Source organism: Clostridium arbusti SL206 (genome assembly GCF_000246895.1).
GTDB lineage: Bacteria > Bacillota > Clostridia > Clostridiales > Clostridiaceae > Clostridium_I > Clostridium_I arbusti.
In genome coordinates this window covers 1-16,585 of the sequence record NZ_BAEV01000047.1, presented here as the reverse complement: position 1 = coordinate 16,585, position 16,585 = coordinate 1, and the positions used below count along the sequence as shown (strand labels likewise).

Sequence of the window (16,585 nt, the reverse complement as noted above, 5' to 3'; positions counted from 1 at the left end):
ACGGGTTCTGAGGATAGTGAGCTATCTGAGGGTTCCGTTGACGTAGTAGGATTAAAAATACACTAGCATACTGACTAGTTATTTATTTGAATATGACTTAATGTTCTATAATATATGATACAACTAGAACTACCTATTGTCTTGTTATTTATTTGAATATGACTAATATAAATGCTATACTAAAAAAGTTAAGATTGATTAAACTAATCTTAAAATTATAGTAAATTTTATTTCCATAGATAATAATAATAAATTTTATACTTACTGTATACTATTTTAGCAATAATTTATTTAAAATTAATAAATTTATTTACTATGCCTAATAACGAAAGGAATGATTTTAATGGCATTAGATGGAATATATATATATAGTATTTTATGTGAACTTAAAGATAAATTCATTGGCAGCAGAATTAGCAAAATAAATCAGCCAGAAAAGGATGAATTAAACTTTCTAATAAGAGGAGTTGACAATAAAAATTACAGACTTTTAATAAGTGCAAGTTCCAGTTACCCTAAAATACATATTACTAAAAACAATAAAACAAATCCGCTTACACCGCCCATGTTTTGTATGGTACTTAGAAAATACCTATTAAATGGAAGAATAGTGGATATAAGACAAGTTTCAACAGACAGAATAATAATCTTTGACTTTGAAAGTGTTGATGATTTAGGATTCAACAGTATCTATTCTCTAGTAGTAGAAATAATGGGTAGACATAGTAATATAACCTTAATAAGACAAAGAGATAATATCATTATGGATAGTATAAAACATATTACACCTGAAATAAATAGATTCAGATCCCTTTATCCAGGAATTAAATATGTATATCCTCCTAAAAGTGAAAGACTTAACCCCTTTGATTTCAATAAGTCTGACTTTACAAATTATTTGACTAGTAATGCCATAGATATTGATGAAAAGATGTTTTCTAAAATATTTACAGGTGTAAGTAAACCACTTTCAAAAGAAGTTTTCTTTAGATTGAGTAAAAACATAAAAATGGATAATATTAATTCTAATGATATTTATGAATATATTGCGAATTTATTTAACGATATAAAAAATTATAAATTCTCCTATAATGCTTATTCTGAAAATGGCATTATAAAAGATTTCTCCTGTATTGATCTAACTAATTTGAGTACTATGGATAAAATAGAATATAATTCTTCTTCAGAATTATTAGAGAATTTTTATTTTGAAAAAGATAGAGCTGATAGATTAAATAATCATAGCGTAGATCTTCAAAGAATAGTTAACACTAATTTAGATAGATGTTTAAAAAAAGATCAAATATTAAGTCAAAAGCTATTGGAATGTGAAACTAAAGATAAATATAGATTATATGGTGAACTACTTACATCCAACATATATTCCATAAAAAAAGGTGAAAAAAATGTAACCTTGCAAAACTATTATAGTGAAAATCTTGAAAATATAACTATAACATTAAATGAAAACAAAACACCTTCTGAAAATATTCAAAAATATTTTAAAAAATATAATAAACTTAAAACCACAGAAAAAATGGCAAAAATACAATTAGAAGCGAACTCTAAAGAAATGGAATACCTTCAGTCTGTATTTACTAACATTAAAAACTGTGAAGATTATAATGAAATTGAAGAAATAAAGAAAGAGCTTATTGAAACTGGCTATATAAAATTCAATAATAAAAATAAGAAAAAGTCTTCAAAAACATCAAAACCCTATCACTTTACATCAAGTGATGGCATAGATATTTATGTAGGAAAAAACAATTTTCAAAATGATTATCTCACACTGAAATTTGCAGATAAAAGAGATATTTGGATGCACACCAAAAATATACCTGGTTCTCATGTGATTGTTAAAAAGCTTGGTCCCGTGCCTGATAAAACTTTGGAAGAAGCAGCTGGTCTTGCAGCCTATTATAGCAAAGCCAAGCATTCAAATAATGTGGCTGTAGATTATACTGAAGTAAAAAATGTAAAAAAACCTTCCGGTGCTAAACCCGGTATGGTCATATATCTAACAAATAAAACTATTAATATAATGCCAAAAAAACTTGTACCAAATAAATAATCTTACAAAAAAGTCCTAGATGATGTTGATAATTCATCTAGGACTTTATACTATTAAATATGAAATTTCTCATTTCTAGAATCATAATATTGTTTGTTTGTTTGTTTTTCAATTATATTTCATATATACTTACTGAATCCTTTTCATCCAATTCAAAAACTTTAACAGCTATAACCTCGCTATTTGAAGTAGGTACATTCTTCCCTACATAATCAGCTCTTATTGGCAATTCTCTATGTCCTCTGTCTATTAGTGCTGCTAATTGAATCATTTTGGGCCTTCCACAATCTATAATAGCATCTATAGCGGCTCTAGCAGTTCTACCTGTATGTAGCACATCATCAACCAATATAACTTTTTTGTTTTTTATGTCTAATTTCAGTTCCTCTGTATTAATTATGGTTTTATTATCATCAGAATTAAGATCATCTCTATACAAAGTAATATCTACACTGGATACAGGTATAGCATTGCCTTCTATGCCCTCTATAATTTTAGCAATCCTTTCCGCTAGTGGAACACCTCTTCTCTTAATTCCTATAAGCAACATGTTTTCAGTACCTTTGTTTTTTTCAATAATTTCATGAGAAATTCTAGTTAATGTTCTATTAATAGCTTTTTCATCTAATAATACTGCTTTAAGTTTCATATAATCATCTCCCTACTATTATCAATGAACCTTAACTATAAAAACCCTAACCACAAAAAGGGTTAAGGTTAGAATTATTAAATATATAAAATACTAATAATAGCCTTATGACCTCTCGGATACATTTAAAGGTTATTGATATATTTGTAACAAAAACATCATATCATACAATATTTTTTATTTCAATTCATTTCTTAAAATATCTATAATTCTATTAAAATAATCGGGTATACTACTTTCAAACTCCATATATACTTTACTAGTTGGATGAATAAACCCTAATTTTTTTGCATGAAGCATTTGTCCCTTTAAATTAAATCTTTGTTTCTTGTATCCATAGAGAGGATCACCTACAAGAGGATGCCCTATATGGGCCATATGTACTCTTATTTGATGAGTTCTTCCCGTTTCTAGCTTACATTCAACTAGAGTATTATTTTTAAATCTTTCTATAACTTTATAATGAGTAACTGCCTCTCTACCATTTTTAACTATACTAATTTTAATTCTTTCCACTGGATGTCTACCAAGAGGAGCATCTATAGTTCCTTCATCCACTTTAATTATCCCTTCAACTAAAGCTAAGTATATTCTATTCATGCTATGTTCTTTTAATTGCTCTGCTAAAAATTTATGAGATTTATCATTTTTTGCTACTACTAATACACCTGATGTATCTTTATCTATCCTATGTACAATTCCAGGTCTATTTATCCCGTTAATTCCAGATAGATCCTTACAGTGATATAACAAAGCATTTACTAAAGTCCCTGTATAATTACCCGGAGCAGGGTGCACTACCATACCTTGCTGCTTATCCACTACTATAACATCACTATCTTCATAAAGTATATCGATATCTATTTTTTCTGCTTCTACATCTAATTCCCTATTTTCAGGTATAGCAAATGAAATTTCATCATCAATTTTTAATTTATAATTACTCTTTTTATCTCTACCATTTACTGTAACTCCCAATTCATCTATTATTCCCTTTATGTAACTTCTTGACTTATCCTTAAACTTTGTACTTATAAATACATCTATTCTCATATTTTTTTCTAATTCTTCTACCTTAAACTTAAAATGTTCCATTATTATCATCCTTTATTAGGCACCACGCAAGAAGTATAGTTCCTATAACTACAGACATATCTGCTATATTAAAAGTTGGGAAACTATAAACATCCTTATAATGAAAATATATAAAATCAACTACATATTTATGTGTAATTCTATCATACATATTACCAAGAGCTCCAGCAACTATAAGACTTAAACCAATCCTCATAATTCTGCTCTTAGGTTTGTATCTATATAGAAAATATATTATTCCTATCATTACAATTATAGTTATAATCAATAAAAAAATAGTCTTATTCTGAAATATTCCCCAAGCTGCTCCTCTATTTTCTAAATAGGATAAACTAAATATATTTTTAATAACAACTATATCGTCATAATCTTTTAAAGTTGTTGATGCCCAAATTTTACTTAACCTATCAATTATATTTACTAATATAATTACAATTATTTCCATTACCGCCCCACCTTATCCTTTATTTTAATAAGGCATATATAATATATGCTTAAATTAGGCGGGAATAAATCCCGCCATGATTCATGTAAAAATAAATAAACTAGTATACTGACTAATTATTTATTTGAAGACACCTAATATACTATCAATATGGCAATTGACTTCTATATTGATCATTACTTATTTTTTCTATAGGTTCTACATATCCTTGTTCATCTTCATTATCATAAAATTCTACTATATTTTCCATCTTATTAAATACTTCTACACTTCTATAACTGTCTTCTAAATCAAATTCTGAACTATATACATGATGCTTATAACCTTTTCCAAAAGGATGGCCTATAACCTCTTCCTCTACAGGTCTATCATGTATTTCTCTTGGCTTTAATTTATTAATTTCACTTTCACATTTAACGCAATTTTCAGCATAGGGTATAAATTCCAACCTTTTTTCATCCATATCCTTACCACAGCACTTGCATTTACCATAGCTTCCATCCTTTACTCTAGTCAATGCACTATCAATTCTCTTAATTATAGATTTTTCATTTTCGCTAAAAGCCATTCCCTTTTCTATATCATAAACTTCAGTAGCTATATCTGATGGATGATTATCATAATAAGATAATTCAGAAGAAATTTCACTATTAGAATTAATAGTTTCATTTTTTACCATTAATTCTAATAGATCATTTACCTTTTTCTTTTCATTAATGAGCTTATGTTTAAAATGTTGAAGTTTCTCCATTTGCACAATAACCACTCCCTCCAGTATTTGGGCACATTAAAATAAAAATAAATATATAAATTTTATAATATTTTAAGTTCTCATACAAGTTATTCTGCCAAATGAAAAATATTTTATTACATTATTTTTATCATATTTTCTAATATATTAGTAGAATTTTTCACTGCAATAGGAGTAAATTTCTCATAATCCATATGTGCACCATTGTTTGCATTATCTGATATAGATCTTATAACCACAAAAGGAATTTCATTTAAATAGCAAACTTGAGCTATACTTCCACCTTCCATTTCACAAGCTACAGCACCAAAATCTTCGCTTAACCATTTTATTTTTTCTATATCTGCTACAAATTGATCTCCTGTAACAATTCTACCTGTAAAAAAGTTTTTCTCAAAGCTAGCACAAGCTTTTTTTGCTAATTCTACTAATTCATTATCGCATTTAAAATCATAAGTATTAAGTCTAGGTATTTGGCCTATTTTATCGCCAAAAGCTGATGTATCCATATCATGTTGAACTAAATTTTCGGCAATAACTATATCGCCTGGGAAAATATTCTTTCCTATTCCTCCAGCTATTCCTACATTTATTACACTGTCTACATTAAAATCATCTATTAATACTTGAGTACATACCGCAGCATTAACTTTACCAATACCACATCTTACTATTACTACAGTTTTTCCATATAATTCACCACAATTAAATTCCATTGATGCTTTATTTTCTTTTTTTTCAAGTTTTATTTCCTTTAATAGTAATTCTAATTCTTCATCCATTGCTCCAATTATTCCAATAATCATAATAATCCTCCTAAATTATACAATAAAAAATCCCACTTTATAGGTGAGATTATATTTCTATTCTTTTACAAAAAAACTCTTTATTTCACTTAAGTCATCATTAAAACTCTCTTCTTTGTCATCTAAAGCTTTTAGTTCCACTGATAAACTCTTATCCTCAGATTCATCTATATCTTTCTCTTTGAGTTGTTTTGTATTAATCACATTGTAATTTTTTTCAAAATCCATTTCTAAATCATTAAACATATCTAATTGAGTATTCATAAAATTTCTATATTTTGCTCTAAACTTTATAAATTCTTGTTTAATAGTCTCATAATCATCACTTATTCTAAGAACTTCACTATTTGCTTTGTCAATTATTCTCTGAGCAGTGTCATTTGAATTTTTTACAACTAATTCTGCTTCTTTTTTTGCAGATTGTTTAGCTTGTTCAGCTGCATTTTGAGCTAAAAGAAGTGTGTTTTGAATAGTTTCCTCAATTTTCAAATAATGATCTATTTTTTCATTAAGAATAGCTATTCTTTCCTTTAAGCCAGAATTTTCTTTATAAATCTCTTCATAATTGTCTGCTATTTTATCTAAGAATTCATCTACTTCATCTTGATCATAGCCTCTTAATACTTTTTTAAATTCTTTATTATTTATATCCATTGAAGTTAATCTCATATTTATCACTCCATCAAACAAATTTTTTCATACGGATTTTCATTCTATTCTTACCAGTAACACCAATATCACTGGCTATTTTATATTTACCATGTCCTCTTATAGTTATGGTGGTCCCAAAAGGGACATAAGAATCTTTTTCTTTTGCTATGCTATAATTTAAAAGTACACTGCCTTTCTTTATTAAATCAACAGCCTTACTTCTTGATATATTGCACACTGAACCTATCAAACAATCCAATCTAAGTGATGAAACAATAATAGTAAACTCTTGAAAGTTTACACTTGGTATATTGTCCTCTGTCAATTCTAACTGAGAAATACTGCAAGAGCATTTCCCAATAGAAGTTAAATTATCTATTATGTAACTTGATATATCTTCACAAACAGCAACAAAACAACAATTATTTTCTACAATTAAATCTCCAAATTTGTTTCTATTAATACCTAATGACATTATAGCACCCATATAATCTCTATGACCTAAATCAGTAAACTTTGATTTATTTTCTATCTTTATAAGATTTATTGGAAAGTTACTCACTTTCTCTTTAGAAAAAAGCAGCATATTTCTTTCACTATTTTCAAAAATACCGTAAATGCTAATTTGTAACCCCAATAAATCTGATAATTTAGAAATATCATTACATATGTCAGGAGTATAAAATTCATTTGTATATACTGGTTTTTCTATTTTAGCTGCAAGATTAATTTTATCAAATATATTTGATAAAGCTAATTTATCCTGGCTGCAAACACTATTTAAAAATTCTTTTTTATTCAATTTAACCTCTTTGTATATCTTTATTTATTCCAAGTGAACATGCTTTTTCCTGAAAGTTCAGTTGTTAATTCATTAGAAACTTCTACATTTGAAGGTGATAATATGTACACATTTTTCTCTACTTCTTGTAATTCACCATTAAGTACATAGCTGGCTCCACCCATAAAGTCAAGTAATCTTTGAGCTGTTTTAGGCTCTAAATCACTAACATTTACAACTACAATCCTTCTACTTTTTAAATCATCACATATAGCAGTAGCTTCATCATAGTCTTTAGGTCTTGAAATAACAACTCTTACAGAAGAAGCTGTATGGATATTTACAACTTTATTACTTTTCTTATTTGTTAATATTGGTTCATTTAATTCCTCTTCCTCTTCTTGTTTTGCATTTACATCTTCTTCCAAGTCTTCAATACTTCCATCATCCAGTCCTAAAATCCCCATCACCTTATTAAACATTTTAGCCATTTTATTTTCCTCCTATTTTTAGACAAAGTAAAGAAATAATAATCATGTATTCTAAGTCTATATTAACTTATCATTTCTTATCTATGCCTTATTGTAATCTCTTTCACCAAATATACCTTCGCCAATTCTCACCATATTTGAGCCTTCATTTAGAGCAATTTTATAATCATGAGTCATTCCCATAGACAAATAATCCATAGAAATATTTTTATACTCTTTTCTCTTTGTTTTTTCCCATATATCTTTCATTTCTCTAAAATACTTTTTACACTCTTCTTCTGATCCCTTGGGAATTACTGCCATAAGACCTTTAACTTTTACATTATTACAATTTTCACAAGCTTCCAAAATATCATTTAATTGCTCTTTAAATATTCCAGTTTTTGATTCTTCTTTTCCTATATTTATTTGAACTAATACCTTAGCTACTAGATTACTGGCTCCATAGCGTTTTTCAATTTCCTTTAATAGCTTTATGCTATCTAATGAATGAATTAAATGAACTTTACCAACAATATATTTCACTTTATTAGTCTGAAGATGCCCTATAAGATGCCATCTCACAGAAGAATCAAAGCAGTCTACTTTTTCTACAAGTTCTTGAACTTTATTTTCTCCAAAGTCTCTCATACCTTCATTATATGCTTCTCTAATCTCTTCCACTTTTCTAGTTTTTGATACAGCTATCAAAGTGGCATTTTTAGGTAGTTGTGTTTTTATCTTACAAATATTCTCTACTATAGACAAATTTACACCGTCTCCTTATGATATTTATAAATTATATTAACTAATTTTAATTGCTATAAATATAATATTCTTCATAAAATAAAAAAATCCTTCATATTAACTAAATTTTTTAATGTTATTACTGTATATTCTTTATAATATAACTTTTATCAATTCTTTATTTTTAAATATTTATTGGTAAGTTCCCCATTATACCCATTAATTTTTACATCATTACTTTGATCTAAATTTACATTAATACCTCTATCTATCAAACTTTGCAAATAATTTGTACTTGCCATCATATAATCTTTTAATTTATCCTTATTTCCAATGGCATTTATATAAAAAGGGGATGCTACAGTTACTCCATTAATTCTTATAAATGGCCCTTCACAATAAACTTCTGTAGTACTTGCTATTCTCTGTCCATTTACAGAAATAGCTTCTGCACCTGCTAACTGTAGGTCATTAACCACATAACTTATATCAGTATTATGTATTAATTTTAATAAATCCTCATTAGAAGTTATAACACGTCCTTGAAATTCATCAGTGCCATCATTCATAAATATCTCAATTCCAGCACCAGTTATATCCATTTGTCCAGAACTAATTTTAGCACTATTTAGCTCCTGATTTAATTCTTGTTCTAAGGATTCATTACTGTTATTATTGCTAAATTTACTTATTTTATTTTGCAAATCAAACTGCTTATCTCTTAATTCATTAATTTGATTCAATAGATTATTTTTATAATTATACTGATCTTGATATTGTTTAGCATTGAGAAAAACTCTTGTAGTAGTTCTAGAAAAATTAAAATTTGAAGTTATTAAAATTCCTATTATTATACAAGCTATAAACACAAACACCGTTGCTTCATTATTTTTCATATTCTGCACCTCATTAATGAGTTCTACCTCTATCTAATAATGTTCTTCTTATTAATGCAAAATTATTGAATATTCTACTTCCAAAAACTATAACTGCCGCAAGATAAATAGGAACTCCAAGTTTATCTCCTAAATAAACTAATGCAACTGAAAGAAGTGCATTTCCAAAGAATCCAGAAACAAATACATCTGGTCTAAATTGCTTTAAGAGCCCTGCTCTTAAAGCCCCAAATACTGAATCCAAACAGGCAAATATAGCAACAGACATATATGGAGAAAACTTATCTGGAATAGGTACATTCCATAAAACGCCTATAACAATTCCTATTAATAAACCAAAAAACGCTATCATATAATCACTCCTATTATTTGCTTACAGGTTTTGCATATTGAAAATTTAAAACTTTATTTGATTTTAAAATTTTTATATTATCACTTTTCTTTGGTGATGCAACTGTGTAACTTGAAGATGGTATATTACTATTATCTAATACTCCTGGAAAAACCATTCCAGAATTAAGTTTATCCTTATCTCCTATAGCCTTTATTATAATTTCTTTATAAGGTGAAATCACATCACTAGATCCTATAAATATATTTGAAACACCACCTGATGTCTTTATACCTGTATATGATGTTACCCTTATCTCATTTATAGAAATGGCTTCTGCTCCAGCAAACCTCAGATCATTTACTATATTTATTAAAGCTGCATCTGTAATAACATTTCTCATACTATCAATATCTGAAGAGAATATGTTATTGTTTCTAGGTGTTATCGTTATAATAATTCCCGGCCCTGAGACATCAACATTTCCCGTTAATGCATTTAAATTATCTAACTCCTTTAGCATTTGCTTATCAGCCCCACTCTTAGTAACTGCAGCATCTTGATATTGCTTTAATTTAGTTTGAAGTTCATTAATCTTTTTATTTAAATCATCTTTTTCGTTTTTTAGTTGTTCTACTTGTCCCGTTATTTGAGAACTATCTCCTTGAAGACTTATATTAGACTCTTGAAGACTTATTATTCTAAACTGGTAGGCAAGCATAAAGCCCAGTATACAGCAAACTAAAGCAACAACTATTTGAGATCTTACTTTACGCATATTCTATCCTCCTACTTTTCAACATGAAATACTGGATTTCCATTAAAGCTTACATCAACATATCCTTTTGAAGCCGACAAATTTTTATCAGTTATTATATTTATAGCTCTATTTAATTTTTGCTGCAAATTATTACCATTACCTAATTTAATATGCATATCATTATAATAAGCCTCTAATTGCGTATCATCAGTTATATCTAATACCTTAATATTCTTACACACTTCATTATTAAATATAATATCAGTAATAACACTTATAGTTTTAAGTTTTTTATTATCATTAAATGGTACTACTTTACCTATTGAAATTTTCGATGTATTAATTCCAATAAGCTTTATAAGATTCATATTATCAATATTGTCTCGAGTCTCTAAAACTATCCCATCTTTATCAATAACTGCGAATTTATTTCCTTTTTCTGCATAAAAAACAGCTTTTCTTTCCTTTACATCTATATTTACTGTATTAGGAAACTTTCTATCTACACTAACACTTAGTATATAGGGATTATTTAAAATATTATTTTTAATATTTTTAATATTTACATAAAATATATTTGTATTTTTGTGTAGACCGCTTTCTTTAATTATTTCATTTGATGCTACAGTCTTATTATTCAATACATTAACATACTGTATATTAAAATAAGATAATTTTAAACATAGCGTAATAAGCACAGCAATTAGCAGTACCATAATAAATAATACTCTTTTTATTCTTCTTTTATTTCTTCTTTTCTCAATAAGTTCATTTTTACTTTTTTCCATATACTCACCTGTTAATTTTTATATTATAATTATGATAACATATAATGCAACCTATTTAAATATAAAAGCTATTTAAATTTATATAATTATAGCATTGCTTAAAAGCAATGCTATAATTACTATTTATTAGTTTGTGATGATATATTTAACAAAATTCCAACAGCTACTAAATTAACTACTAAGGAAGATCCTCCATAGCTGATAAATGGAAGTGGCACACCTGTAACTGGTATAGCTCCTGTAACAACAGCTATATTTATTACAGCTTGAACTGCTAGTACCGATGTAATTCCTACAGCTAGTAAAGTACCATATATATCTTTAGCATGAATTGCAATTTTAATACCTCTTTGTATCAAAATCAAAAATAATAATATTATAAACACACAGCCAACAAATCCTAATTCTTCACCTATAATTGCAAATATAAAGTCATTATGCGGTTCTGGTATATAATAGGCTTTTTGTCTTGATTGTCCAAGGCCTAATCCCATTACTCCGCCAGATCCCAAGGCCAAGAGTGATTGAACAAGCTGATATCCCACATTTTTTGCATCTTTCCAGGGATCTCTAAAAGACATAAGTCTTGCCCATCTATAGGGCTCCGCTTTAATAAACACAAATCCTAAGGGTATAAGTGAAAAAACTATAGAGCCAAGTTGCCACCCTTTTGCACCGCCTACATATATTATTATTAAGCTAACTACCATGATTACAGTTGCTATACTCAAATTTTTTTCTATGTATACAAAGCCTGCAAAAAAACACGCAACTAATAAATATACAACTACCGTGGGAAAAAACTTTTTAATATTCTCTCCTGTTTTTTCTATACCTTTTGCAAGCAATATCACCACAGCATACTTTGCAACTTCAGAGGGTTGAAGATTTCCAAGAGGTCCTAATGGTATCCATCTTTTAGCTCCATTTACAGCAGGACAAAAAAGAACTATTATCAAAAGAATAATGGTTATAATCATTATTATATTTGTTACTCTTTTTATCCTATGATAATCAATCTTTTCAACAAACAGCATTATAATAATACCTACAATAGCAAAAACTCCCTGCTTTTTTAGAAAGAACATGTCATCATGAATGGTTGGATTATTAAGTGCACTATAGGAACTTGCACTATATACCATTATAACACCAATTGCCAAAATTAATAAAACTGTTGCCAGTAGAACAAAGTCAACCTCCACCTTTTGAAAAAGTTTGGGTTTATTCATAACATACCTCCAAAAAAATTACTTAAGACATATACAAAATATATAGCAAGTCAAAGCTGCATTTCATATTTTTTATCACACAAGTATTAATTTAACATATGTTGATAATACAATCACATTTACTATAAATAAGTATGATATCAAATGAATAACATATTGACTAGTTATTTTAAAGTGATAAAAGTGCTATTAAACATAATATAACAGTAACTATTGAGAATACTGCAACAACTTTAGTTTCATGCCATCCAAGTTGCTCAAAATGATGATGAATGGGGGCCATTCTAAATATTCTTTTACCTGTAAGCTTAAATGAAGCAACTTGAAGAATTACTGAAACAGTTTCTAAAACATATATACCACCTACTATTATAACCAATATTGGTAGTTTTAGTATAATGGCTATTCCTGCAACAGCTCCACCAAGAGCTAGTGAACCTGTATCCCCCATGAAAATCTGCGCTGGAAAAGTATTATATTTTAAAAATCCAAGTAAAGCTCCTGCCATTATTCCACAAAATATGGATAATTCATAATAATGCCATGCAAAAGCCACTATAGCAAAAAAGGTCATTACCAATAATGTAACTGAGGTTGCAAGGCCATCAAGTCCATCAGTTAAATTTACAGCATTAGTTATAGCAACTAAAAAGAATACTATAAAAATCATATATACTATAGGATTTAACTGAAGTGTAGTCCTAAAAAAAGGTACATAAATATCAGTTCCCACCTTAACATAAGCATAGTATGCAATTATGCAGGAAGCTATAAGCTGAAGTAAGGATTTTTGCTTTGCTGTAAGTCCTTCATTTCTCTTATGTACTATTTTCAAAAAATCATCTAAGAATCCTATAATTCCAAATACTAAAGAACATATAAATGCAAATATTGCAGTGTTATTTGATATTATATTATCCTTCATTATAAACATAGTTATAGCAGTGGTAATTATAAATATTATACCTCCCATAGTTGGTGTTCCTGCTTTTTTCCTATGGCTTTTAGGACCTTCTTCCCTTATATTTTGTCCAAATTTTAATTTATGAAGTATAGGTATTAAAATGGGCCCTTGTAGCAAAGAAATTAAAAATGCTACTAATACCGAATATATTATTGCACTCATGATTGCATCTCCTTCTCTAAGTCATCTTTAAATAAATAACTAATCATCCTACTTAGTTTATAGTAATTTGTTATTTACCTTAAGATTACATATTGTTTAAATCTTTTAAACTTTTAACTATATTTTCAAATTTCATTGCTCTGGAGGCTTTTACCAGTATTACATCATCTTTTTCTGTATACTTTTCTAAAAATTTATTAACTTCCTCTGTATTATCAAAACTTTTAATTTTTTCACTATCTTTAAAACCCTCTTGAAAAGCATCTTTAAATTCACCTAATACAATTAAAAAATCTACTGAATTATTCTTTGCATATGCCCCTATTTCTTTATGATAATCATAGGCCTTATCACCTAATTCTTTCATAGTTCCAAATACCGCAATCTTTCTATTCCCCTTAATATTATTCAAAACATCAATTGCGGCTATCATGGAATCTGGACTAGCATTATAGCAATCATCAATTATAGTATATTTTTTTCCCTTTACTATATCTAATCTCATAGATGTCATGTTAAGTTTATCTATACCACTGTTCATTTCATGGTAGGTCAAGCCAAATAACTCACCACAACTAATAGCTAAAAGCGCATTTGATATATTATGTTTTCCTGGTAAATTTATCTTAAAATCCTTAAAAACAGGTTTATGGTCTTTAAATATATCAAATATAATTTTGGTTTCTTTAAGTATCAGATTTTTAGCTCTAATATCAGAATTTGACTCTATACCTGTCCTTATAAGTTTATAGTTTTTATCTTCTTTACTCACAGTAGAAAGCATATCATTATCTACGTTTAGAATCAGTGTAGAACTATCTTTAAAATAATCAGTTATTTCTAATTTAGCTTTAAGTATATTTTCTCTGGTCTTTAGATTTTCAATATGTGATATTCCTATATTGGTTATAATTGCAATGTCAGGTTTTGCAGATTTAGCCATATTGTGAATTTCAAAGAAATTACTCATTCCCATTTCAAGTACTGCAATATCATAAGTGTTATCTAAATTAAATATCATCAATGGCAAACCTATTTCGTTGTTAAAATTCCCTTGTGTCTTAAACACTTTATATTTTTCTGATAAAATAGCATAAGTCATGTCCTTAGTAGAAGTCTTTCCAGTAGATCCCGTAATCCCCACTATTTTTATATTAAGAGTACTTCTATAGAATTCAGCTAACTTTAATAATGCTTTTTTAGTATTTTCTACAATTACAATAGATGTATCCTTACTAAGTTCCTTATCTTTAAATTTGATTTCATCCACAATACAAAGGGCTGCTCCCTTACGACTAGCTTCTACAGTAAAATTATTAGCATTAAAATTTTCTCCCTTAATTGCAATAAAAATGCTTCCCTGTTCTATTTTTCTAGTATCTATACTTATACTATTAAAATTCTCCTTAGAACCTTTTACTATTAATTTACCTTCTATCGCCTTTACAATAGAACTAAGTGACATATATTCCAATTAAAACAGCTCCTTTATAATTTCAGCAATAACTTCTCTTTCATCAAAGTGAATTGTGCCTTCCCTTAAAACTTGATAGTCTTCATGACCTTTTCCTGCCACTACTATTACATCATCTTTTTTTGCTATAGAAATTGCCTTTTTAATTGCTTCTCTTCTGTTTTCTATAGTTATATAATTATCCTTATGTATTCCCTTAACTATTTCATTTATAATAGTCATTGGTTCCTCAGTCCTTGGATTGTCAGAGGTTATTATGGCAATATCACTCATTTTTGATCCTATATCTCCCATAATAGGTCTTTTAACTTTATCCCTATCTCCACCACATCCAAATACACTAATAAGTCTTCCTTTTGTAAATTCTCTTGTCGTCTTAAGTATATTCATAAGTGCATCTGGAGTATGTGCATAATCTATAATTATCTCAAACCCCAAGTTTAAATTTGTTTCAATAGCCTCACATCTTCCCGGTACAGCTTTTAGTGATTCTAATCCATCCTTTATCTGCTTTAATGTTAATCCCTCTAAAATACATACTGCTGCACTTCCTAAAGCATTTGATATATTATATCTACCTGGTATATTTAAGCTTATATCAGCACTTTCATTTAAGTAACTAATCTGAAAATCTATACCCCTAGAATGCATCTTTATATGTTTTGCCTCTACATCTTCTTTATTTTCAAAACCATAAGTTATTTTATTACAAGATAAATCCTTGTAAACTTTATCTCCATAACTATCATCCATATTTATTATAGAGTTTTGACTATTTTTGAATAAAATAAGCTTTGCATTATAGTAATTTTCAAAAGTTTTGTGAAAGTCCAAATGATCCCTGGTTAAATTTGTGAATATGCCTTCATTGAATTTTATTCCATAAACTCTATCTAAATATAGAGAATGTGAAGATACCTCCATTACACAATAGTCAACTCCACTATCCACCATGTCTTTAAATAATTGATGAAGCTCTAGTGATTCCGGTGTTGTTCTATGTGATACTATCTTTTTATCTCCAATATAATTTGCAATAGTACCTACAAGACCAACTTTATAACCAGATTTCTCAAGTATGGCCTTTATCATATATGTAGATGTAGTTTTCCCATTAGTACCAGTTATTCCAATCATCTTTAACTTTTTATGTGGATGCCCATAAAAATTAGCTGCTGCCAGTGCTAATGCTCTTCTGCTATTTTCTACTTGAATTACAGTACAATTTGGTAAGTCTTCAGGTATTTTGGTACAAATTATAGTTGATGCTCCACTTTTAACTGAACTCTCAATATACTTATGACCATCTGTACTAAAGCCCTCTATGCAAACGAATAAATCATTATTAGCTACATTTCTAGAATCATATTCTATCTTATTAATATCTAATTTCAGATTTCCCTTTATAAGCTTATATTTAATTCCCTCTAGTACATCTTTTAATTCCACAATATCACTCCTCTTTAAATAAGCACAATACCTTTGCAAAAGTATTGTGCTGACTTTTAA

Annotated in this window: 18 protein-coding genes; 1 reads left to right on the top strand and 17 read right to left on the bottom strand. The window is 28.1% G+C overall.

The genetic code is table 11. The annotated features are described in order from the left end of the window. The first annotated feature begins 343 nt into the window (after positions 1-343). Positions 344-2,074, top strand: coding sequence for an Rqc2 family fibronectin-binding protein (locus RH99_RS09960; RefSeq protein WP_010237280.1), 1,731 nt, complete (start codon positions 344-346; stop codon positions 2,072-2,074). Positions 2,075-2,186: 112 nt separating this feature from the next. On the opposite strand, the gene pyrR is transcribed toward RH99_RS09960, so the two are convergent. The 17 genes from pyrR to RH99_RS09875 all read right to left on the bottom strand — a co-directional run bounded on the left by pyrR (position 2,187) and on the right by RH99_RS09875 (position 16,525). Continuing rightward, positions 2,187-2,723, bottom strand: a complete 537-nt coding sequence (pyrR, locus tag RH99_RS09955) for a bifunctional pyr operon transcriptional regulator/uracil phosphoribosyltransferase PyrR (protein ID WP_010237278.1) — start codon at positions 2,721-2,723, stop codon at positions 2,187-2,189. A 177-nt stretch (positions 2,724-2,900) separates the two neighbouring features. After that, a complete protein-coding gene (locus RH99_RS09950) occupies positions 2,901-3,818 on the bottom strand; it encodes an RluA family pseudouridine synthase (protein WP_010237276.1) in 918 nt (305 codons plus the stop codon). Next, entirely contained in the window at positions 3,805-4,263 is a 459-nt protein-coding gene (lspA, locus tag RH99_RS09945) for a signal peptidase II (protein ID WP_010237274.1), read from the bottom strand. Before lspA ends, RH99_RS09950 begins: the two co-directional genes overlap by 14 nt. Positions 4,264-4,408: 145 nt before the next feature. Then, positions 4,409-5,020, bottom strand: coding sequence for a TraR/DksA C4-type zinc finger protein (locus RH99_RS09940; RefSeq protein ID WP_010237272.1), 612 nt, complete (start codon positions 5,018-5,020; stop codon positions 4,409-4,411). A gap of 110 nt (positions 5,021-5,130) precedes the next feature. Further along, positions 5,131-5,820, bottom strand: a complete 690-nt coding sequence (locus RH99_RS09935) for a 5'-methylthioadenosine/adenosylhomocysteine nucleosidase (RefSeq protein ID WP_010237269.1) — start codon at positions 5,818-5,820, stop codon at positions 5,131-5,133. 57 nt (positions 5,821-5,877) lie between these two features. Further along, on the bottom strand, positions 5,878-6,489 hold the full coding sequence (locus RH99_RS09930; protein WP_010237266.1) for a DivIVA domain-containing protein: 612 nt from the start codon (positions 6,487-6,489) through the stop codon (positions 5,878-5,880). A gap of 13 nt (positions 6,490-6,502) precedes the next feature. Beyond that, complete coding sequence (locus tag RH99_RS09925; protein ID WP_010237263.1) at positions 6,503-7,273, bottom strand: YlmH family RNA-binding protein; 771 nt, start codon at positions 7,271-7,273, stop codon at positions 6,503-6,505. Between the two features lie 20 nt (positions 7,274-7,293). After that, positions 7,294-7,743 carry a cell division protein SepF gene (locus RH99_RS09920; RefSeq protein WP_010237261.1) on the bottom strand — a complete coding sequence of 150 codons (450 nt, stop codon included), beginning with the start codon at positions 7,741-7,743 and terminating at the stop codon, positions 7,294-7,296. A gap of 81 nt (positions 7,744-7,824) precedes the next feature. Beyond that, positions 7,825-8,490, bottom strand: coding sequence for a YggS family pyridoxal phosphate-dependent enzyme (locus tag RH99_RS09915; protein WP_010237259.1), 666 nt, complete (start codon positions 8,488-8,490; stop codon positions 7,825-7,827). 149 nt (positions 8,491-8,639) lie between these two features. Next, complete coding sequence (locus RH99_RS09910) at positions 8,640-9,365, bottom strand: DUF881 domain-containing protein (protein ID WP_010237257.1); 726 nt, start codon at positions 9,363-9,365, stop codon at positions 8,640-8,642. Between the two features lie 13 nt (positions 9,366-9,378). Continuing rightward, positions 9,379-9,717 (bottom strand): small basic family protein, encoded by a 339-nt coding sequence (locus tag RH99_RS09905; protein ID WP_010237254.1) that lies wholly within the window; start codon positions 9,715-9,717, stop codon positions 9,379-9,381. 13 nt (positions 9,718-9,730) lie between these two features. After that, complete coding sequence (locus RH99_RS09900; protein ID WP_010237252.1) at positions 9,731-10,474, bottom strand: DUF881 domain-containing protein; 744 nt, start codon at positions 10,472-10,474, stop codon at positions 9,731-9,733. A gap of 11 nt (positions 10,475-10,485) precedes the next feature. Next, positions 10,486-11,244 (bottom strand): cell division protein FtsQ/DivIB, encoded by a 759-nt coding sequence (locus RH99_RS09895; protein WP_010237250.1) that lies wholly within the window; start codon positions 11,242-11,244, stop codon positions 10,486-10,488. A 119-nt stretch (positions 11,245-11,363) separates the two neighbouring features. Beyond that, the gene (gene spoVE, locus RH99_RS09890; protein ID WP_010237247.1) at positions 11,364-12,476 is read right to left on the bottom strand and encodes a stage V sporulation protein E; all 1,113 of its coding nucleotides are present in this window, start codon (positions 12,474-12,476) and stop codon (positions 11,364-11,366) included. A 169-nt stretch (positions 12,477-12,645) separates the two neighbouring features. Continuing rightward, positions 12,646-13,602, bottom strand: coding sequence for a phospho-N-acetylmuramoyl-pentapeptide-transferase (gene mraY, locus RH99_RS09885; RefSeq protein WP_010237245.1), 957 nt, complete (start codon positions 13,600-13,602; stop codon positions 12,646-12,648). Positions 13,603-13,687: 85 nt separating this feature from the next. Beyond that, positions 13,688-15,076 (bottom strand): UDP-N-acetylmuramoyl-tripeptide--D-alanyl-D-alanine ligase, encoded by a 1,389-nt coding sequence (locus RH99_RS09880; RefSeq protein WP_010237243.1) that lies wholly within the window; start codon positions 15,074-15,076, stop codon positions 13,688-13,690. After that, positions 15,077-16,525, bottom strand: coding sequence for a UDP-N-acetylmuramoyl-L-alanyl-D-glutamate--2,6-diaminopimelate ligase (locus RH99_RS09875; RefSeq protein ID WP_010237241.1), 1,449 nt, complete (start codon positions 16,523-16,525; stop codon positions 15,077-15,079). Positions 16,526-16,585: the final 60 nt, after the last annotated feature.

What these genes read in the sequence shown, in the direction of transcription:
- RH99_RS09950 (WP_010237276.1), bottom strand. Translation starts at nt 3,818, where the DNA reads ATGGAACATTTTAAGTTTAAGGTAGAAGAATTAGAAAAAAATATGAGA.
- RH99_RS09920 (WP_010237261.1), bottom strand. Translation starts at nt 7,743, where the DNA reads ATGGCTAAAATGTTTAATAAGGTGATGGGGATTTTAGGACTGGATGAT.
- RH99_RS09960 (WP_010237280.1), top strand. Translation starts at nt 344, where the DNA reads ATGGCATTAGATGGAATATATATATATAGTATTTTATGTGAACTTAAA.
- lspA (WP_010237274.1), bottom strand. Translation starts at nt 4,263, where the DNA reads ATGGAAATAATTGTAATTATATTAGTAAATATAATTGATAGGTTAAGT.
- RH99_RS09895 (WP_010237250.1), bottom strand. Translation starts at nt 11,244, where the DNA reads ATGGAAAAAAGTAAAAATGAACTTATTGAGAAAAGAAGAAATAAAAGA.
- RH99_RS09910 (WP_010237257.1), bottom strand. Translation starts at nt 9,365, where the DNA reads ATGAAAAATAATGAAGCAACGGTGTTTGTGTTTATAGCTTGTATAATA.
- mraY (WP_010237245.1), bottom strand. Translation starts at nt 13,602, where the DNA reads ATGAGTGCAATAATATATTCGGTATTAGTAGCATTTTTAATTTCTTTG.
- pyrR (WP_010237278.1), bottom strand. Translation starts at nt 2,723, where the DNA reads ATGAAACTTAAAGCAGTATTATTAGATGAAAAAGCTATTAATAGAACA.
- RH99_RS09900 (WP_010237252.1), bottom strand. Translation starts at nt 10,474, where the DNA reads ATGCGTAAAGTAAGATCTCAAATAGTTGTTGCTTTAGTTTGCTGTATA.
- RH99_RS09905 (WP_010237254.1), bottom strand. Translation starts at nt 9,717, where the DNA reads ATGATAGCGTTTTTTGGTTTATTAATAGGAATTGTTATAGGCGTTTTA.
- RH99_RS09930 (WP_010237266.1), bottom strand. Translation starts at nt 6,489, where the DNA reads ATGAGATTAACTTCAATGGATATAAATAATAAAGAATTTAAAAAAGTA.
- spoVE (WP_010237247.1), bottom strand. Translation starts at nt 12,476, where the DNA reads ATGAATAAACCCAAACTTTTTCAAAAGGTGGAGGTTGACTTTGTTCTA.
- RH99_RS09935 (WP_010237269.1), bottom strand. Translation starts at nt 5,820, where the DNA reads ATGATTATTGGAATAATTGGAGCAATGGATGAAGAATTAGAATTACTA.